This window comes from Ruegeria sp. CDSA034, from assembly GCF_059612275.1.
This window is the reverse complement of the sequence record NZ_JBXWQH010000001.1, coordinates 350,362-369,667: the sequence shown is the minus strand read 5'-3', so window position 1 is coordinate 369,667 and position 19,306 is coordinate 350,362. Positions and strand designations below refer to the sequence as shown.

Sequence of the window (19,306 nt, the reverse complement as noted above, 5' to 3'; positions counted from 1 at the left end):
AATTAGATGCATTGCCCCAAATGCTTGCTGTAACAAACTGATCAAACCAACCAATAGACGGGATCTTCTCATGGCAGAGGCAAACACCCGGCGTCGGGCAAGAGGTGGCGGTGGCGCCGCCCGCCGGGCCGAACGTACCGCGGTTCGCATCGAAACGGCGAAATACATCGAACGGAATATTCCGAACTTCGAGGTTCTCAACGAAGAAGCGTTGGAGATCATCGAAACCAATGCGGAAACCATTCTGGCCGAAGTCGGCGTGAACTTTGTCGACAACCCAGCCGCGTTGCAGCGCTGGAAAGATGTTGGCGCCGATGTCGATGGTGAACGCGTCCGCATTCCGCGCGGTTTGGCGCGTCAGCTGATCAAAACAGCGCCCAGCGAATTCACGCAGCATGCCCGTAACCCCGAGAAATCGGTTGTCATCGGTGGCCGCAATCTGGTTCTGGCCCCGGTGTACGGCCCACCCTTTGTGCGGGACGCCCAAGGTGGCCGTCGCTATGCGAACATGGAAGATTTCAACAAGTTCGTTAAACTGGCGTATATGTCCAAGTGGTTGCACCATTCGGGCGGGACCGTGTGCGAACCGACAGATATTCCGGTGAACAAGCGTCACCTTGACATGCTGATGGCGCACATGACCTTGTCGGACAAGCCGTTCATGGGCTCGGTCACCGATCCCAGCCGTGCGCAGGATTCGGTTGAGATGTGTGAGATTCTGTTCGGCAAAGAGTTCGTTCAGGAAAACACAGTGATGACCTCGCTGACCAACATCAACTCGCCGATGACCTTCGACGACGTGATGATGGGCGCGCTGGAAGTTTATGCGAAGAACAATCAGGCCTGCATCATCTCGCCCTTTATCGTGGGTGGTGCGATGGCGCCTGTTTCGATTGCCGGGACACTGACGCAGGTTTTGGCCGAAGTTCTGGCTGGCGTGGCGTATAGTCAGATCATCCGTCCGGGCGCGCCTGCGATTTTCGGTGCCTTTGTGTCATCGATCGATATGAACTCTGGCGCGCCGACATTTGGTACGCCCGAGGCATCGATGGTTACCTACGGTGCGGGCCAGCTGGCGCGACGTCTGAACCTGCCGTTCCGCTCGGCCGGGTCGTTCTGCGGCTCGAAACTGCCTGATGCACAGGCGGCCTATGAGACCGCAAACTCACTGAATATGGGGCTGATGGCTGGCGTGAACTTCATGCTGCACTCGTGCGGCTGGCTTGAAGGCGGTCTTGTTGCAGACTTCGAAAAGTTCGTCATGGATGCCGACCAGTTGGGCGTTCTGCACGGTCTGGCCAAGGGCGTGGCCTATGATGAAAACGCGCAGGCGATGGATGCGATCCGCGAAGTTGGCCCGGGCGGTCACTATCTGGGCTGTGCCCATACGCAGGCGAATTTTAAAGAAGCGTTCTGGAAGTCCGAGGTTCTGGATTACAAACCCTTTGAGACTTGGGAAGACGAAGGCGGGCGCGACACACGTCAACTGGCCACGTCGCGGGTCGAGCATCTGCTGGCCAACTACCAACAACCGCAACTCGACCCCGCCGTCAACGAAGCATTGAACGCATACGTGGCGGAAAAGAAAGCATCCATGCCGGATGCCTTCACCTGATCATTGATACTGCGTGGCGCGACTGGCTTTGAACAGTTGCGCCTCGCCCAATAGCGCAATCAGCAGGTCCAGATGGCGGACCAGCGAATAGGCGGCGTCTTCGGCCAGTCTTTGGGCGTTTACCTCTCGTTCCAATTCCAACAGACGAACCAATGCAGACCCTGTGCCGGGCAGTGATCCGTATCCCAGAACACGTTGAAGATGCCGGTCCCGATCATACTCCTGCGCCCCAATTTTTGCGGCCCGAGCCAACAGGCGTGGGCGGCGGAGCGTTGTAATCATGGTCATCAGGTCCTGCATTTCGTTGATCCCTTGGTTGAACAGAAGATAGCCATTTGTCACACAGCTTAAGCGAGTGTTGCCTTGTGTGGGTTCCCTCCGAACTCTGACTTCATGAGTGTTTATGATTTTGAATCAAATCTGGTTGTTGTCTGTCCCGGTTAACGAACGAGTAACGAAAGCGGCTCTAGTTAGAATTGGTTAACACATTCACCGGGGGCGATTGAGAACCGATTGTTTTGTCGACGAGGGCAAGTAACTATGCAAGAAAACATGGCTTTCACCATTCCGGCGTGGGTGCCTGAAGGGGCGCAGAGATACCTGGCGCATACCGAAACCGGTCAATCGATCCGCGACATCGCGCGATCCGTGGGGTGCCATGCGTCAACCATACTCAGACAGATCCGACGTATTGAAATGCGCCGGGACGATCCATTGGTGGATGCTGCTCTGCAAGCGCTGGCAGAGGACCATTTCACGGATCAACAGGGGCGTACTGGGTCCCTGAACGAGGCTTTGGGTATTCAGGCCAACGATGCAGCAAGCAAGGACGATGAGTTTAACCGCGAAGCTCTTCGAATACTGCGCCGCCTTTGCGAAACCGGCGCGGTTCTGGCTGTGGCGGAAGAGATGGACAAGGCTGTGGTCGTTCGGAACACCGGCGACAGCGGGACCGCAAGAACTGCGGTCGTCGATTGCACGATTGCGCAAGCGCTGGCTCTGAATGATTGGATATCCTGCGATAATCCCGGACGTATTTCACGGTATCGCATCTCTTCCGCTGGGCGGTCGGCCTTAAGCCAACTGATCGCCGAGGCCGAGAACAAAGCTCGCGCCAGAAACGAGTTCGGCATGGCCGAGGCGCAATCGCCGTTTCAGCCGCATGGAGAACAAAGACAGGAAATGTTGCCGCACGGTGCCAGACGTATTCGCTACAGTGCCGCCGAAAGCCCGCTGATCGCGTTGGCGCGCAGGCGGGACAAGGACGGAAAGCCCTTTCTCGACGAAACTCTGGTCGGCGCTGGCGAACGGCTGCGCGAAGACTTTGAACTGTCGCAGATCGGTCCGCAGGTTGCCCAAAACTGGGATCACTTTCTAACGGCCGGGGGGCGGGGAAGTTTCGCAAATGGAACGTATGCTGGGCAGGGGTCCTCAGACGCGCGCGCTCGGGTTGAACGTGCCCTGTCGGATCTGGGACCGGGGTTAAGCGACGTGGCACTGCGGTGCTGCTGTTACCTTGAGGGGCTCGAATTAGCCGAAAAACGCATGGGGTGGTCGGCGCGTTCCGGGAAGATCGTGTTGCGCATCGCCTTGCAACGTCTAAAGCGCCATTACGAAGATCAAGCAGAGAAAACTCGCCTGATTGGGTAGAAATTCCATAATTCGCAGTTGAGGTTTCAGGGGGTAGTGATAGGAATTGCCTATGAATTTTACCCTCAGGCAGCTTCAGTATTTCAATGCGGTGGCAGATCAGCGCAATTTTGGTCGTGCGGCGCAGGTCTGCCATGTCTCACAACCCGCGCTGTCGGTTCAAATCAAAGCGTTGGAAGAGACCTTGGGCGGGCCGCTGTTCGAACGTCAGGCCCGCGACATACTGCTGACGCCGTTGGGGCGCGACGTGCTGGACTACGCCCGTCAGGTGCTAGGCGCGGCAGACAGGCTGGACCAGTTCGCAAAGGATCATTCCGTTGGGCATCGGTCTTTGGCGATTGGAATCATCCCGACAATTGCGCCTTATCTTTTGCCTGGAGTGCTTGCCGGGCTGCGCACAGCCGATGTCTCCTTGCGAGTGCAGATCCGCGAGGCACGGACCGAGCGCTTGCTGGCCATGCTGCGGGCCGGGGAAATCGATGCCGGTGTGATGGCCTTGCCGGCCGGTGGCAGCGAATTGTTCGAATTGCCGCTTTTCGAGGATCGCTTTCTGCTTGCCGGAAGCGCGGGGCGGCTTGGGACAGTACACTCAGACCCGGATGCCTTGCGCCCGGTGGATCTGCAGACCGCGCAGTTGATGTTGCTGGATGACGGACATTGCCTGACGGATCAGGCTCTTGAGGTCTGTGGTCAAGACAGAAGCAGCGGTTTGATCAATATGGGGGCGTCCTCATTGGCTACCCTGTCGCGACTGGTTGCGGAAGGGTTTGGTCTGACACTCATGCCTGAACTCGCGGCCCGCTCGGAGACCGAAGCTGTTCCGGGGCTCAAGCTCATGCGGTTCGGGGCACCGCAGCCTGCGCGGACGGTGGGGTTGGTCCGGCGCCTTTCGACGGGACATGAAGACTGGTTCGACAGTCTTGCGGAAGTCATCCGGCGTGTTGGCGATGATATCGTAACCGCGACCCGCCATTAAAAAAGGCCCGCCTGAGGCGAGCCTTTGATACGTCAGCCTGACAATTGTTATGCCAGTGCCGGTTCTTTGGCTTCTTCCAGGTGCTTCATCAGGGTTTCTGGGGACGAAACTCCATAGGGGTCTTCTGGGCAGTTGTCCATCAGTCCGGGCTCTTCGAACCAAGCTTCGACCACACCATCCTTTACGATGGCAGCGTAGCGCCACGAACGCATGCCAAAGCCCAAGTTTTCCTTGTCGACCAGCATGCCCATTTTGCGGGTAAATTCGCCCGAACCGTCAGGGATGACTTTGACGTTTTTAAGGCCCTGATCCTGTGCCCATTTGTTCATGACAAAGCTGTCATTCACGGACATGCAGTAGATTTCATCGATGCCCTTGGCAGCGAAATCGGCATACCCGTTTTCGAAACCGGGCAGTTGAAAGGTAGAGCATGTGGGTGTGAAAGCACCGGGCAGGGAAAACAGGATGACGCGCTTGCCTGCGAAGTAATCCGCGGTTGTTTTGTCTTCCCAACGGAACGGGTTGGATCCTTCGATTGCTTCGTCGCGGACACGGGTGTGGAAGGTAACGGAAGGCAGTTTTGCGCCGGTTTTCATCTACGGGCTCCTGTGATTCACATTAGAATTAATGGTGACTTAAAACAGTTCTAAACCGCCTTCAACGCCAGAAATGCTGCATTTGCGATATAACTTTAAGTAACAGTAAACATAAGATAAATCCTGCTACTATGTTTGAAGCGCGGCGCGGCTTCTTCGGTTGCAAACCTGCTATGCATGGCGGGTATGCCCGGGTGGCATAGTCTGCGCGGGCGTATTATGTTAGGGCAAAGCAAATTGACCCAAAGTCAGGAAAGCCAGCCGTGCGTGATCTGAAGATCCCAGAACAACGTCATCCCGAAAAAGCGCATCGTCCAGACAATGCGCAGCCTAAGAAGCCCAAGTGGATACGCGTCAAGGCCCCCGGCGGAAAGGGTTATGCCGAGACGCACAAGATCATGCGTGAAAATAATCTGGTCACTGTCTGTGAAGAGGCCGGATGCCCAAATGTTGGCGAATGCTGGAGCCAGGGCCACGCCACCATGATGATCATGGGCGAGATCTGCACGCGCGGCTGTACCTTCTGTAACATTGCGACAGGACGTCCGGACTCGTTGGATGCGTTTGAACCGGGGCGCGTGGCGTATGCGGTTGAAAAGCTGGGTTTGAACCACGTCGTGATCACATCTGTTGACCGCGATGATCTGAAGGACGGCGGTGCCGATCATTTCGCACAGACAATACGCGCGGTGCGGCACCGGTCGCCGAAGACGACCATTGAAATCCTGACACCTGATTTCCTGAAATGTGACTCTTCCGTTCTTGAAACTGTCGTCGAGGCCAAGCCGGACGTGTTCAACCACAATCTGGAAACCGTACCCGGTCTGTACCTCGAAGTGCGTCCCGGTGCGCGTTATTTCCACTCGCTGCGGCTGTTGCAGCGCGTCAAAGAGCTGGACCCGTCGATCTTTACTAAATCAGGAATCATGGTCGGCTTGGGTGAGAATGAGCAAGAAGTCCGGCAGGTCATGGATGACATGCGCGCCGCCGATATCGACTTTCTAACCATCGGCCAGTATCTGCAGCCCACGCCCAAGCACCATGGTGTGGATCGGTTCGTGACGCCGGAAGAGTTCGCATCCTATGAAAAGGCAGCTTATGGCAAAGGGTTCCTGATGGTGTCCGCGACACCACTGACCCGGTCATCCTATCACGCGGGCGATGACTTTGCCCGGTTGCGTGAGGCTCGCCAGAAAAAGCTGGAACAGGGGTGACACCCGAAGCGCACGCGCGGCTGACACGCCTGCGCCACAACCTGCACCAATATCCCGAACTTTCCGGGCAGGAGCACGATACCGCTGCCCGCATGACAGAGCTGTTGCAGGGATTCGGTGCGGACCATGTGCTTACCGGACTGGGGGGGCACGGTGTTGCCGCGGTTTTTGACAGTGGGCAAGCTGGGCCGACCGTGGGTATCCGGTGCGAGTTGGACGGACTGCCGATTCAAGAACTTGGCACGCACCCCTATGTGTCGAAGGTTCCGGGCAAAGGGCATTTGTGCGGCCATGATGGGCACATGACGATGGTGCTTGGCGTTGCCGAAGACTTGGCGCGACAGCGACCTAATAAGGGTCGGGTGGTTCTGATCTTTCAACCGGCTGAGGAAACCGGGCAGGGCGCCATCGCCTTTCGCACGGACCCCCAATTCGCGCAGATCGCGCCGGACTACGTGTTCTCTCTGCACAATCTGCCGGGATTGGAACTTGGCGCCGTTGAGTTATGCCAGGGTTCGGCTAACTGCGCCTCGCGCGGGATGAAGATCATCCTGACCGGCAAGACATCCCATGCGGCTGCGCCTCAGGATGGGAATTCCCCGGCTCGGGCAATGTCTGAATTGATGTTGCAACTGGCAGGTTTGGGCGCGGGCGGCGCGTTGGATGCCGATTTTGCGCTGACAACTGTGACGCATGCTCGTTTGGGAGAGCCGACTTTCGGCGTCGCTCCGGGGCAGGCCGAGATCTGGGTAACCTTGCGCACCGTTTCAGATGCCCGGATGCGGACGCTGATGACCGAGGCCGAGGCGCTGGCGCGCCGCGCCGCATCCGCCGACAGTCTGGAGTTTGAGATCACCTATGATGATGTCTTCGAGGCCTGCGTCAATCACAGCGACGCGGTGAGCATCATCGCAACAGCCTGCGCCGAGCGTGGAGTAGCGTGCCATTCAACAGAGACGCCGCAAAAATTCTCGGAAGATTTTGGGCAATTTGGGAAAGGCGCGAAAACGGCCATGTTTTGGCTTGGGTCGGGGCAGGATCATCCGCAATTGCATAACCCTGACTATGATTTCCCAGACGCACTTATCCCGGTAGGAGTAGACGTATTTGTTGCCGCAATTCGATCACTTAATGGCTGAAACTTCAGTTTACGAGATCGCTCACTATTCCAACGGCATCAATGACTGTCTTAGTGTCATCTGATATTGACAGGATTTCGTCATCCACGCGGATATATCGCTGACCGGCGGGTAAAGGCTTCAACTTCCAGCCGCCCAGGTCATCAAGATAATCAAAATTCAGATCGTTAGGGAGTTTCTGACCTCGCGTATAACGCTTGATCTGTCCGGGCGGTACACCAACGCCATTATTGGTCTTTATCGACTTTTCGATTTTCGACTTGTCTGGGCCTTTCCCTTTGCCCTTGTTGTCTTTTGCGTCCGCAAGACCAACCGTTGCGGCGACTGCGCAAGTCGCCAGAAGCCCAATAGACATTACTTTCATAAGCAGAATCCTCCCAAGATGGTCGGAGGGTAATCTGTTGTTGAGGGCGTTGTCCAATGGTATTCAATTAAGTGAATGCAAGGGTGCGCAGCTACTTTGACTATTGGAATCTGGGTTTGTTTTTGCCCCTCTCAGTCTTCGACAAAACGAACCTTACCAATAAACGGCAGGTTGCGATTGCGCTGCGCGTAGTCGATCCCGTAACCCACAACAAATTCGTCCGGAATTTCAAAGCCGATCCAATCGGAACGGAAATCGACCTCGCGCCGGCTGGGTTTGTCCAGCAAGGCAATGGACTTAAGTCGGCTTGGCTTGCGGCTGCGCAAGAGTTTTGTAACGTGGTTCAGCGTGTGGCCCGTGTCGACGATATCCTCGACCGCTAAAACATCGCGCCCTTCAATCGCACCGCGCAAGTCCTTGAGAATGCGTACTTCTCGGCTGCTTTCCATCGCGTCTCCATACGAGGATACTTCGAGGAAATCGACTTCGATCGGCAGGTCCAGCTCGCGCACCAAATCCGCGATGAAGACGAAACTGCCGCGCAGCAGGCCGACCACGATCAGCTTGTCGGTATCTCCGAATTCCGCGGTGATTTCGCGGCATAATTCCTCGATTCGGGCTGCAATCGCCTTGGCCGAGATCATCGTATCTATCACATATGCGCGGTCGCTCATCGCTGCCCCCTTGATCTTTGGCGCGCAACATACGACATGACGCGCCATTGTCACCTGAAAAACCGGACGCCATGCCTACTCATTCGGAAACACGTCACCTTCCTTACACTGCTCAGCAGATGTACGAGCTGGTCGCGGACGTGACAAAGTATCCCGAGTTTCTGCCGTGGTGCGCAGCCGCCCGCATTCGTCGGACCTATGCGGCGGGTGAGGCGCAGGTCATGGAGGCAGACTTGGTGATCTCGTTCAAAGTGTTTCGCGAACGGTTCGGCAGCCGAGTGACATTGTTTGCCGATCAGAAAAGAATCGACACCGAATATCTGGACGGCCCATTCAAATACATGAAATCCGACTGGCAGTTCGCCGACGCCGACGATGGCGGATGCAACATCGCGTTCCACGTGGATTTCGAATTCAAGAACGCGATCCTGCAAGGGATTATCGGCGTGGTCTTTAACGAGGCCATGCATCGGATCGTTCAAGCCTTTGAGACCCGCGCGAAGGACTTGTACAGCTAGGTCTTTACCCCGGGTTGTCGGTCGCTAGACTGCGCCCATGACCGATTTTACCACATCACTGGCAGCCTTCGCGGCGGGGCCAATTAAGACGACTTTGCAGACGCGGGTCGTTACGTCTCTTTCTGTTTTGGACTGGATTGCTGTCGGGCGTGCCGGAGTTGATGAGCCTGTTTCCCGGACAGTGCGCGACCTTGTGCTTGGCGAAGAGGGTGCGGAACAAGCGCGCCTTTTTGGTGGAGGTGGGGCACCCCTGCGCGGTGCTGCATTGGTAAACGGAACCGTGTCGCATGCTCTAGATTATGATGATACGCATTTCGCCCATATTGGCCACCCATCGGTTGCCGTCCTTCCGGCGGCGCTGGCCATAAGCGAATGGGACGACCGTATTCTGGTCGATTTCCTTGAGGCCGCGCTGGTTGGGATGGAGACGTCCATTCGGATCGGCCTCTGGTTGGGGCGCGATCACTATCAGGCAGGCTTTCACCAGACAGCAACGTCTGGCGCATTTGGTGCGGCTGTCGCTGCAGGGCGCATACTGGGGTTTGACGTCGAACAGATGCGAAAAGTTCTGGGCCTGACGGCGACTCGGGCGGCCGGTCTAAAGGCGCAATTCGGAACGATGGGTAAGCCTTATAACGCGGGTCTGGCGGCCTCTGCCGGGGTTGAGGCAGCTTTGTTGGTGGCATCGGGATTCGATCCCAATTCAGACGCGCTGGAAGGGTCTTATGGATTTGGCGCGACACATAAAGGACAATCAGACATTGCAGCCTCATTGGATGGGCTGGGTGCGGAATGGCTTTTTGAAAGCGTCAGTCACAAGTTTCATGCCTGTTGCCACGGATTGCACGCCGCGCTTGAGGCTGCACGCGACCTGGATATCGCCGAACCGGAAGTCGCCGAGATCAAGATCAAGACGCATCCAAGGTGGATGAGTGTCTGCAACCAGACTTCCCCGACAACTGGCCTTGGTGCCAAGTTCTCATATCGGACGGTGCTTGCGATGCAGGCTCTTGGCTATGATACGGCCCTGCCGGGCAGCTATTCGGACAAGACATGCGCCGACCCGCGACTGGTATCCTTGCGGGACCGAGTCTCTGTCGAAGAGGATGACAGTTTGTCAGAAACGCAGGCGCAGCTGACCTTGTTGCGCCGGGATGGGGCAAGGCGCGAGGCCACGCATGACCTGTTGGCCCCGATGACCCTGTCGGACCGTGAGGACCGCGTGCGCGGCAAAGCCAACAAGCTGATTGGAGCAGAGGACGCGGACGCGATCTGGTCGATGCTTCGCACCGGAGGCCGCGTCCGCGATTTGTCTGCTTTGCTGGCGGGTTAAGTCACGCGCCAGTGTAGCGGGAAACCCGGTTCAAACACTGTGACCGGACCATCTTCGCAGTCGATCTTGTCCGGGTATTCCACCGGTTCGCCTTTGGTCAGGGTGATGGTTTCCTCATTCACCGGAAGGCGATAGAAGGCCGGGCCGTTCAGAGACACAAAGCCTTCCAGCTTATCCAAAGCGCCCTCGCGGTCAAACATCTCGGCCACAAGTGACATTGTATTGGTCGCCGTGAAACATCCCGCACACCCGCAGGCCATTTCCTTGTTGGCGTCGGTGTGGGGTGCGCTGTCAGTACCCAGGAAATACCGCGCATCGCCCGAGGTTGCAGCCGCCAGCAGAGCCAGTCGATGTTCTTCACGCTTGGCGACAGGCAGGCAATAGTAATGCGGCTTGATTCCACCAACGAGGATATGGTTGCGGTTGATAATCAGGTGGTGTGCCGTGATCGTTGCACCCAGATCCTTGTTATTGGATTTGACGTAATCGACACCGTTCGCGGTCGTGATGTGCTCCATCACCACACGCAGTCCGGGAGTGGCCTTGCGGATCGGATCCAGAACACGGTCGATGAATACAGCTTCGCGGTCAAAAATGTCGATCTCGGCGTCGGTGACCTCACCATGTACGCACAAGGGCAGGCCAATCTCGGCCATCTTCTCCAGCACCGGACGCACTTTGTCGAAATCCTGCACGCCTGAGGCAGAGTTGGTCGTTGCGCCCGCCGGGTACAGTTTGACCGCTTTGACCAGACCGCTGGCATTGGCTGCTGCCATATCATCGGGGTCCGTATCCTCGGTCAGGTACAGGGTCATCAACGGCTCGAACGTCATGCCTTCAGGCAGCGCGGCCAATATGCGGTCGCGATAGGCGGCGGCCTGATCGCCGCGCACGACGGGCGGCACAAGGTTCGGCATGATGATCGCGCGGGCGAAATGACGCGTGGTTTCGGGCAGGACGGCCTGCAACATCGCGCCATCGCGCAGGTGCAGATGCCAGTCGTCGGGGCGGCGGATCGTGAGGGTATCGGTCATGGCCTTCCGCTAGCACAGCGGACCCGGCGGTGAAAGACCTTCAATTCGGTCCCAGACCTTGTCAATCAGTCCGATCGTCGTAAGTCCCGGAAAGAACACGGCCTTGACGCGCGCGAGCGCCCATGACCTGTTGTGCCAAGGGAGAGATCGAAACATGACACAGCCAGATTCCATCGACGCCGTTCAATCCATGTTGGGTTCACAGGGCTATGTCTGCGGGCGCGCGCTGGCGACGGTGGTGTTTCTGTCCCTGAAACTGGGCCGACCACTGTTTCTGGAAGGTGAGGCCGGGGTGGGCAAGACTGAGATCGCCAAGGCCCTTGCCGCCGGACTGAATCGTCGCCTGATCAGGTTGCAATGCTACGAAGGTCTGGATGCCTCTTCCGCTGTTTACGAATGGAATTTTCCGGCGCAGATGGTGGCGATCCGCACGGCCGAAGCCTCGGGCGGGGCGGATCGGGGCACATTGCAGACCGAGCTATTCTCGGACGAGTACCTGATTGAACGCCCGCTGCTGCAGGCAATGCGCCCGGACGAACATGGTGCGCCGGTCCTGCTGATCGACGAACTTGATCGCACGGACGAACCGTTCGAGGCCTTCTTGCTTGAGGCGCTCAGCGATTTTCAGGTCACGATTCCTGAACTGGGCACGGTCAAAGCACCGGAGCCGCCCATCGTGATCGTCACCTCGAACCGCACACGCGAAGTGCATGATGCACTAAAACGACGCTGCCTCTATCATTGGGTCGACTACCCCGATTTCGACCGAGAGATCGAAATCCTGCACGCGCGCGCGCCGGAAGCTGCCGAAGCGCTTAGTCGTGAGGTCGTGGCCTTTGTTCAGCATCTACGCACCGAAGACTTGTTCAAGAAACCGGGTGTGGCTGAGACGATAGATTGGGCCAAATGCCTGCTTGCGCTGGACGTCATCAACCTTAGCCCCGAAGTCATCGGTGATACCTTGGGTGCGATCTTGAAATATCAGGACGACATCCAGAAATTGCAGGGGTCCGAGGCCAAACGAATACTGGATCAAGCCAAAGCGTCGCTGGAACCAGCCTGATGGCTGAACAGCTTCCGATCGACATTCCTGACAACCCCAAGCTGGCGCAGAACATCACTCATTTTGCGCGGGCGTTGCGTAAAGCCGGGTTGCCGATCGGAACTGGGCGCGTTGTTGACGCCATTCGCGCGGTACAAGCGGCGGGGTTCACGGAAAAACAGGATTTCTATTGGACACTGCACGCCTGTTTTGTGAACCGCCCGGAACACCGCACTGTATTTGCGCAGGTCTTTCGCCTCTATTGGCGTGACCCCCGATATCTTGAACACATGATGTCGATGATGCTGCCGGCCATCCGTGGCGTACAGGAAGAACGCAAGGCTGACGCGGCCGAAAAGCGCGCGGCCGAGGCGTTGTTGGACGGGGTCGAACGTGATCTGCCCGAGGTGGCTGAGCAGGAAGAGGAGACTGAGTTAGAGATCGACGCCTCGCAAACGGCGTCCTCCGAGGAACGCCTGCGCAGTCTGGACTTTGAGCAGATGAGCACCGCCGAGATCGCGCAAGCCAAGCGCATGCTGTCGCGGCTTGCTCTGCCGGTAAAGCCGATAGAATCCAGACGTGGTCAGTCCAGCCATTTGGGCCATCGTATCGATCGGGCGCGAACGCTGCGCGCGGCGATGCGGCAGGGGGGAGAGTTGCGCGACATTGCCAAGCTCAAGCCCAAGCCGCGATGGCCCAACCTTGTTGTACTCTGCGATATTTCGGGGTCAATGAGCCAATACAGTCGGGTCGTTCTGCATTTCCTTCATGCCGTTTCGAATGCCAAAGGGGCGGGCTGGGCCAAGGTTCATGCGTTTACGTTCGGGACGCGCCTGACCAACATCACTCGCCATCTTCAGCAGCGCGACGTAGATGCCGCGCTGGCCGCCGCCGGGGCCGAGGCGCAGGATTGGGAAGGGGGGACGCGGATTGGCGAGTGTCTGCATGCGTTCAACCGCGATTGGTCGCGGCGGGTCATGGGGCAGGGTGCTGTGGTCCTATTGATCTCGGACGGGCTGGATCGCGGAGACCCCGAGGCGTTGGGTAAAGAGGTGGAGCGTCTGCACCTGTCCGCGCGCCGTCTGATCTGGTTGAATCCATTGCTGCGGTGGGATGGGTTCGCGCCCAAAGCGCAAGGCGTCGCAGCCATGTTGCCGCATGTGGACAGCTTCCGTGCTGGTCACTCGATCGCGTCGTTGGAAGATCTGGCCAATGTCATCTCAAAACCCGATGACGTGGGTGAGAAAGCGCGGTTGTTGTCCGCGCTTTCCGACTGAGTATCAGCTCAGCTGTTCTTCGTTACACTTGCGGGCCATTTCCATGGCTTTGTAAGTACCGGTCAGATCAACGGTGAAGGCAAATTCCTTTTCCGGGAACACAACCATAACCTTTTGCTTGGCGAGGTCATCGGCGAATTGGGGATCGTCAGACAGGACGTACCCACCAGAGTAACCCTTGGTGATGTTACCCTTCATTCCGGTCGCTTCGCCGACATAGATATTGTCGCCCAGCAGGACCGCCACGGCTTCTTTCTCGCCACGCTTGATATCGGTCTTGGCTTTGGTGAACACGCCAACATAGCCAACACCACGATCTTCGGTCAGGCCCATCTGAACGACGTTTTCAGCGTCATCAACAGCTTCGATCAGGCAGGATTTCTTGTCCTCGTCAATAAATACTTTCCAACCTTCAACCTCGCCATAACGCAGGAACGTGTCTGCGGATGCAACGCTTGCGGTGAACAGGCCAAGTGCCATTCCGAGTGTAAAAATGCGTTTCAACTCTCTGTCTCCATTGTCAAAAATTAATATGCGCATACTGGAATGCAGCAGCTACGCATGTAGGCTAGATTCTGGGCCGGGTGCAATCAATGATTTGTGGGCTGCTTGGCAATCTGGGCTTGTATACGCCGATGCAATTCTGAGTTTAACAGACAGGTCGAACATCCGGTATTCGCCTTAAGGCTTACTTTTCATTGCGCCAAACCTGCCTATGTTGGTTCAGAACACGCCGGGAGGGTGCAATGGACAGATTCGACAACAGCCCAGAGACGGCCCTGAAATGGCATTCCGAGGGTAACCCAACCGCTCTGGCCACGGTGGTTGAAACCTGGGGCAGCGCGCCGCGCCGCGTCGGCGCACAGTTGGTGATTGCCGCAGATGGTCGCATCGAAGGGTCGGTATCCGGCGGCTGTGTCGAAGGCGCGGTCATCGTCGAAGCGCTTGAAGCGATGGACGAAGGTGAGGCACGTCTGTTGGAATTTGGTGTCAGTGACGAGGATGCATTTGCTGTGGGTTTGGCCTGCGGAGGAACGATCCGCGTTTTAGTAGAACCTATCGGTTCGGTCCTGCCAGATTCCATGTTGCGTGATCTGGTCAAAGCCCGCGCACAGCGGGAACCGGTGGCCTATGAAGTTAATACCGAGACCGGTCATCGGGCTTTACGCCGCAAAGCCTATTCAAACCGAATGCGCATGGACCGATCAGGTTTTGAGGAGGACGGACAGACATTTGTTGCGGTCCACAACCCTCCGCTGCGATTGATAATTGTGGGAGCAGTGCACATTGCGCAGGCGCTGGTTCCGATGGCCCGGATCGCCGGATATGATCCGGCCATCATCGACCCGCGCGATGCCTTTGCCTCTGGTGCCCGTTTCCCGGGCGAAACCATCCTGACTGATTGGCCGGACGAGGCGGTCGCCAAGCTGGGCATGGACACGCGAACCGCTGTTGTCTTGCTGACGCATGACCCCAAATTGGACGACCCGGCTTTGGAATCCGCCATGAAGGCGGGCGTGTTTTATATCGGGGCTCTGGGGTCCACGCGTACCCATGCCAAGCGGGTTGCTCGCATGAAAGAAGCGGGTTTTACGGACGAACAGATTGCCCAGATCCACGGACCGATTGGATTGGACATCGGCGCGGCGGATCCCTCCGAGATCGCGGTGGCCATCCTCGCCCAGATGACGGCCGTGCTGCGGGGCAAGGCGTGAAATTCGGTCCCGTTCCTGTCGCCGAGGCCACCGGCGCGATCCTTGCACACTCCGTCCAGGTTCAGGATGCCAAGTTGCGCAAAGGATTGCTGCTGACTGCCGAACATGCGGCTCATCTGGGTGCAGCTGGATATGATGAGGTCACGGTTGCGCAGCTTGAGCCCGGCGATTGCCACGAGGACGAGGCCGCTGAAATGTTGGCCGCTGCACTTGCGCCTGATCCAGATGCCGCCGGATTACGGGTAACGCAGCCGTTCACCGGGCGCGTGAACCTGCTGGCCGACGGGCCGGGTGTTGTCGAATTGGACGTTGCGGCCCTGCAGAAGTTCAACTGCGTTAATCCTATGATCACAGTAGCGACGGTGCCGCAATATCAACAGATGGGCCCGGGTGGGATGGTCGCCACGATCAAGGTGATATCCTACGCCGTTCCAAAGGATGACGTCGTGCAGGCCGCTGGTCTGGCTAGGGCCTCGATTCGTCTGGTGGCACCGGTACATAAAACGGCAGGGCTGATCGTAACGGATATTCCGGGCGGTCCCCCCAACGAAAAGGGGATCGCAGCCATTCGCGGCCGAGTGGAAACTCTTGGCATGGACCTCAGCGATGTACGGATCGTTCCACACAAAGCCGAACCGCTGTCGCAGGCTATTTCAGAGGCTGCCGGTGACATTGTGATGATCCTGACCGGCTCTGCCACATCTGATGTTTTTGATGTTGCACCTCAGGCCGTGCGGGCGGCTGGCGGTCAGGTTGATAGGTTCGGCATGCCAGTCGATCCCGGTAATCTGCTGTTTCTTGGAACACTCGGCCCAAGGCCAGTAATCGGATTGCCCGGATGCGCCCGTTCGCCTGCATTGAACGGTGCGGATTGGGTCTTGTCGCGGGTTGCTTGCGGCATCGAAACAACCGGCGCGGACATTGCTGGGATGGGGGTTGGCGGGCTGTTGAAAGAAATCCCGACGCGGCCGCAACCACGCGCGTCGCGCAAAAGGTGATGTGGCAGATTTTAGCTTTTCTTCTTAGGCGGCTGAGATAGAAAAGACGACCCCTACGAACGTCGGATATTGGCGCTAAATATTTTTGTTCTCAAACAAATTTTCCCGTGTTTAACTCGGCGACAGCGATAAAAGCCAATAGGGGAGGATCTTATGACCAAGGTCTCAATGACCGTGAACGGTAAGACCGTGAGCGGTGAGGTGGAAGGGCGGACGTTGTTGTCCGGTTTTCTACGCGAGAATCTCAATCTCACTGGCACTCATGTGGGTTGCGATACAGCGCAATGCGGCGCGTGTGTTGTTCATGTGAACGGCGAGGCCGTGAAGTCCTGCAATATGCTGGCGCTTGAGGCAGACGGGGCTGATGTGGGCACGATCGAAGGCCAGGCTAACCAAGATGGCTCGCTGAACGTGATTCAGCAGGCATTTCAGGACCATCACGGCCTGCAATGCGGTTTCTGCACACCGGGAATGGTCATGAGTGCTGCAGCACTGCTGAAAGAAAACCCGCGCCCGACCGAGGCCGAGGTGCGCAAGTATCTGGAAGGCAACCTGTGCCGTTGCACCGGCTACCACAACATTGTCAAGGCGATCATGGCCGCATCTGGTCAGGACGTCAGCAGCATCGCTGCCGAATGATGCCGCTGCGGGCGTCCGATGAAGCGCCCGTGGGAAGACATAGGATGCACAGCATCCGTTTATGGGAGGAGAACAAGCAATGCCCAAAGACAGTGGCATCGGAGCCAGTTCCAAGCGGCGTGAAGACGTACGCTTTCTGACGGGAGCGGGCAATTATACCGACGACATCAACGTACATGGCCAGGCCTATGTACATTTCCTACGGTCCGACATCGCGCATGGACGGATCAAATCCCTGGACACTTCGGCGGCCGAAGCTATGCCGGGCGTGGTCAAGGTCTTCACCGGCAAGGATTTCGAAGGCGTGGGCGGGATGCCCTGCGGTTGGGAAGTGACCGACAAGCATGGCGCGCCGATGCAGGAGCCGCCGCACCCCATTTTGGCACAAGGCAAGGTGCGCCATGTGGGCGACCCGATTGCGGCCGTTGTGGCAGACAGCCTCGAACAGGCCCGTGATGCGGCCGAGGCGATCGATCTGGACATCGAAGAACTGCCGGCTGTCATGAACATGAAAGCTGCTGCTCAGGATGGGTCGACGCTGGTTCACGACGATCTGAAGAACAACATCTGCTATGATTGGCAATTGGGTGAGACGGACGACGCCAAGGTCGATGAGGTCTTTGCCAATGCAGCCCACGTAACGACGCTGGATCTGGTCAACAACCGTCTCGTCGCCAACCCGATGGAGCCGCGCGTGGCGGTGGGTGAGTACAAGCGTGGTACGGACGAATACACGCTCTTCACCACGTCGCAAAACCCGCATGTGATCCGTCTGCTGATGTGTGCTTTTGTTCTGGGCCTGCCCGAACATAAAGTGCGCGTGGTGGCCCCGGATGTGGGTGGTGGTTTTGGAACCAAGATTTTCCACTATGCGGAAGAAGCGTTCTGCACCTTTGCCGCCAAGGCCTGCAATCGCCCGGTCAAGTGGACCTCAAGCAGGTCCGAGGCGTTCATGTCCGATGCCCATGGCCGCGACCATGTCAGCAAGATCGAACTGGCGCTGGATGCAGACAACAACTTCATCGGTCTGCGCACGAACACATACGCCAATCTGGGTGCGTATCTGTCGACCTTCTCCAGCTCGGTTCCGACCTGGCTGCACGGTACCTTGATGGCAGGTAACTACAAGACACCGGTCATTCAGGTGAATGTGAAGGCGATGTTCACCAACACGGTTCCGGTGGACGCCTATCGTGGCGCTGGCCGTCCCGAGGCGACTTATCAGCTGGAACGTGTCGTGGATAAAGCTGCACGCGAGTTGGGTGTTGATCCGATTGCCCTGCGCCGTCAGAACTTTATCACTCAGTTCCCCTATGACACTCCGGTCGCACTGACCTATGACACCGGGGATTACAACGGGACGATGGACAAGCTTGAGGTCGCTGCCGATCTGGCGGGTTTCGCCGCGCGTCGGGCCGAAAGCGAAGCTAACGGCAAGCTGCGTGGTCTGGGCATCAATTGCTATATCGAGGCCTGCGGTATCGCGCCTTCGAACATCGTCGGCATGTTGGGGGCCCGCGCGGGTCTTTATGATGCCGCAACTGTTCGGGTGAACGCCACCGGTTCGATAAGCGTCATGGTGGGCGCACACAGCCACGGGCAGGGGCATGAGACAGCCTTCCCGCAGGTTGTGGCCGATATGATCGGTATCGACGAGTCGATGGTCGAGATCGTGCATGGCGACACCTCAAAGATCCCGTTTGGCATGGGCACCTATGGCTCGCGCTCGTTGGCCGTTTGTGGTTCGGCCATGGTCAAAGCGACCGAGAAGGTAATCGAGAAGGCCAAGAAGATCGCCGCCCACCTGCTGGAAGCTTCAGAGGCGGATATTGAACTGAAAGACGGTCAGTTTAGCGTCGCGGGCACCGACAAGTCGGTAGCCTGGGGCGATGTAACCCTGACGGCTTACGTACCGCACAATTATCCGCTGGAAGTTGAACCCGGGTTGGAGGAGACCGCGTTTTACGACCCGGCCAATTTCACTTACCCGGCCGGTGCATACGCGTGCGAGGTCGAGGTTGACCCAGAGACCGGTCAGGTGACCGTCGAGGCTTTCAACGCCGCAGATGACTTTGGCAACATCGTCAATCCTATGATTGTCGACGGTCAGGTCCATGGCGGCATTGGTCAGGGCATAGGGCAGGCTTTGCTGGAGAATTGTGCCTATGATGAAAACGGTCAGTTGCTGAGCGCGTCTTTCATGGATTATGCGATGCCGCGCGCGGATGACGTGCCTTTCTATGGTGTCGATCATTCCAGCCAGACGCCCTGTACGCATAACCCGTTGGGTGTGAAGGGCTGCGGTGAAGCCGGTGCAATTGGCTCGCCGCCGGCGGTGGTCAATGCGGTGCTGGATGCGCTGAACTCGGGCGGCAAGGCGGTCGATCACATCGATATGCCGGTGAGCCCGTCACGTGTCTGGGCGGCGATGAACAGCTGATTGGTCGGGTGGCCTGGGGGCTCTGCCCCCAGACCCTCGGGATATTTTTAGCCAGATGAAGGGCGGATCCGCGCCTTTCGGA

Annotated in this window: 19 protein-coding genes; 13 read left to right on the top strand and 6 right to left on the bottom strand. The window is 57.6% G+C overall.

Annotated features, from left to right (window positions below):
• Positions 1-70 precede the first annotated feature (70 nt).
• Complete coding sequence (locus tag AC2FLJ_RS01800) at positions 71-1,615, top strand: trimethylamine methyltransferase family protein (protein WP_058271464.1); 1,545 nt, start codon at positions 71-73, stop codon at positions 1,613-1,615.
• Here AC2FLJ_RS01800 and AC2FLJ_RS01795 read toward each other — a convergent pair whose 3' ends face one another.
• Complete coding sequence (locus AC2FLJ_RS01795) at positions 1,616-1,915, bottom strand: DUF6477 family protein (RefSeq protein ID WP_282168416.1); 300 nt, start codon at positions 1,913-1,915, stop codon at positions 1,616-1,618. It abuts the gene before it with no gap.
• 240 nt (positions 1,916-2,155) lie between these two features.
• On the opposite strand from AC2FLJ_RS01795, the gene AC2FLJ_RS01790 reads away from it, so the two are divergent.
• Entirely contained in the window at positions 2,156-3,265 is a 1,110-nt protein-coding gene (locus AC2FLJ_RS01790) for a DUF6456 domain-containing protein (protein ID WP_496695305.1), read from the top strand.
• Positions 3,266-3,317: 52 nt separating this feature from the next.
• Positions 3,318-4,241 (top strand): hydrogen peroxide-inducible genes activator, encoded by a 924-nt coding sequence (locus tag AC2FLJ_RS01785; protein WP_282168414.1) that lies wholly within the window; start codon positions 3,318-3,320, stop codon positions 4,239-4,241.
• Between the two features lie 47 nt (positions 4,242-4,288).
• On the opposite strand, the gene AC2FLJ_RS01780 is transcribed toward AC2FLJ_RS01785, so the two are convergent.
• Positions 4,289-4,837, bottom strand: a complete 549-nt coding sequence (locus AC2FLJ_RS01780; RefSeq protein ID WP_496695307.1) for a peroxiredoxin — start codon at positions 4,835-4,837, stop codon at positions 4,289-4,291.
• A 263-nt stretch (positions 4,838-5,100) separates the two neighbouring features.
• Between AC2FLJ_RS01780 and lipA the strand changes: the two genes are divergently transcribed.
• Positions 5,101-6,051 (top strand): lipoyl synthase, encoded by a 951-nt coding sequence (gene lipA / locus AC2FLJ_RS01775; protein ID WP_496695309.1) that lies wholly within the window; start codon positions 5,101-5,103, stop codon positions 6,049-6,051.
• Entirely contained in the window at positions 6,048-7,190 is a 1,143-nt protein-coding gene (locus AC2FLJ_RS01770) for an amidohydrolase (protein ID WP_496704298.1), read from the top strand. Before lipA ends, AC2FLJ_RS01770 begins: the two co-directional genes overlap by 4 nt.
• Before the next feature lie 4 nt (positions 7,191-7,194).
• Here the strand turns inward: AC2FLJ_RS01770 and AC2FLJ_RS01765 are convergent, their stop codons facing one another.
• Together AC2FLJ_RS01765 and hpt are read right to left on the bottom strand one after the other, a co-directional pair.
• Positions 7,195-7,554, bottom strand: coding sequence for a hypothetical protein (locus tag AC2FLJ_RS01765; RefSeq protein WP_496704297.1), 360 nt, complete (start codon positions 7,552-7,554; stop codon positions 7,195-7,197).
• A 131-nt stretch (positions 7,555-7,685) separates the two neighbouring features.
• Entirely contained in the window at positions 7,686-8,228 is a 543-nt protein-coding gene (hpt, locus tag AC2FLJ_RS01760; RefSeq protein ID WP_058271886.1) for a hypoxanthine phosphoribosyltransferase, read from the bottom strand.
• Positions 8,229-8,299: 71 nt separating this feature from the next.
• Here hpt and AC2FLJ_RS01755 point away from each other — a divergent pair, with 71 nt between their 5' ends.
• Together AC2FLJ_RS01755 and AC2FLJ_RS01750 are read left to right on the top strand one after the other, a co-directional pair.
• Positions 8,300-8,746 carry a type II toxin-antitoxin system RatA family toxin gene (locus tag AC2FLJ_RS01755; protein WP_496704487.1) on the top strand — a complete coding sequence of 149 codons (447 nt, stop codon included), beginning with the start codon at positions 8,300-8,302 and terminating at the stop codon, positions 8,744-8,746.
• Positions 8,747-8,783: 37 nt separating this feature from the next.
• Positions 8,784-10,079: an MmgE/PrpD family protein gene (locus AC2FLJ_RS01750; RefSeq protein ID WP_496704296.1), complete on the top strand. Its 1,296-nt coding sequence runs from the start codon at positions 8,784-8,786 to the stop codon at positions 10,077-10,079.
• Here the strand turns inward: AC2FLJ_RS01750 and pyrC are convergent.
• Positions 10,076-11,113 (bottom strand): dihydroorotase, encoded by a 1,038-nt coding sequence (gene pyrC, locus AC2FLJ_RS01745; RefSeq protein WP_496695316.1) that lies wholly within the window; start codon positions 11,111-11,113, stop codon positions 10,076-10,078. The two genes, AC2FLJ_RS01750 and pyrC, sit on opposite strands and share 4 nt — an antisense overlap.
• A 154-nt stretch (positions 11,114-11,267) precedes the next feature.
• Between pyrC and AC2FLJ_RS01740 the strand changes: the two genes are divergently transcribed.
• Both AC2FLJ_RS01740 and AC2FLJ_RS01735 read left to right on the top strand, forming a co-directional pair.
• Positions 11,268-12,176: an AAA family ATPase gene (locus AC2FLJ_RS01740; protein WP_496704295.1), complete on the top strand. Its 909-nt coding sequence runs from the start codon at positions 11,268-11,270 to the stop codon at positions 12,174-12,176.
• Positions 12,176-13,432, top strand: a complete 1,257-nt coding sequence (locus AC2FLJ_RS01735) for a vWA domain-containing protein (RefSeq protein ID WP_496704294.1) — start codon at positions 12,176-12,178, stop codon at positions 13,430-13,432. The genes AC2FLJ_RS01740 and AC2FLJ_RS01735 overlap by 1 nt, the downstream gene beginning before the upstream one ends.
• Before the next feature lie 3 nt (positions 13,433-13,435).
• Here the strand turns inward: AC2FLJ_RS01735 and AC2FLJ_RS01730 are convergent, their stop codons facing one another.
• Positions 13,436-13,936, bottom strand: coding sequence for a hypothetical protein (locus tag AC2FLJ_RS01730; protein WP_082637106.1), 501 nt, complete (start codon positions 13,934-13,936; stop codon positions 13,436-13,438).
• A 242-nt stretch (positions 13,937-14,178) separates the two neighbouring features.
• Between AC2FLJ_RS01730 and AC2FLJ_RS01725 the strand changes: the two genes are divergently transcribed.
• The 4 genes from AC2FLJ_RS01725 to AC2FLJ_RS01710 all read left to right on the top strand — a co-directional run bounded on the left by AC2FLJ_RS01725 (position 14,179) and on the right by AC2FLJ_RS01710 (position 19,224).
• Complete coding sequence (locus tag AC2FLJ_RS01725; RefSeq protein WP_496704293.1) at positions 14,179-15,147, top strand: XdhC family protein; 969 nt, start codon at positions 14,179-14,181, stop codon at positions 15,145-15,147.
• A complete protein-coding gene (locus AC2FLJ_RS01720) occupies positions 15,144-16,145 on the top strand; it encodes a molybdopterin-binding protein (RefSeq protein WP_496704292.1) in 1,002 nt (333 codons plus the stop codon). Before AC2FLJ_RS01725 ends, AC2FLJ_RS01720 begins: the two co-directional genes overlap by 4 nt.
• Positions 16,146-16,298: 153 nt before the next feature.
• Positions 16,299-16,784 carry a (2Fe-2S)-binding protein gene (locus tag AC2FLJ_RS01715; protein ID WP_109311614.1) on the top strand — a complete coding sequence of 162 codons (486 nt, stop codon included), beginning with the start codon at positions 16,299-16,301 and terminating at the stop codon, positions 16,782-16,784.
• 79 nt (positions 16,785-16,863) lie between these two features.
• Positions 16,864-19,224: a xanthine dehydrogenase family protein molybdopterin-binding subunit gene (locus AC2FLJ_RS01710; RefSeq protein WP_496695322.1), complete on the top strand. Its 2,361-nt coding sequence runs from the start codon at positions 16,864-16,866 to the stop codon at positions 19,222-19,224.
• Positions 19,225-19,306: the final 82 nt, after the last annotated feature.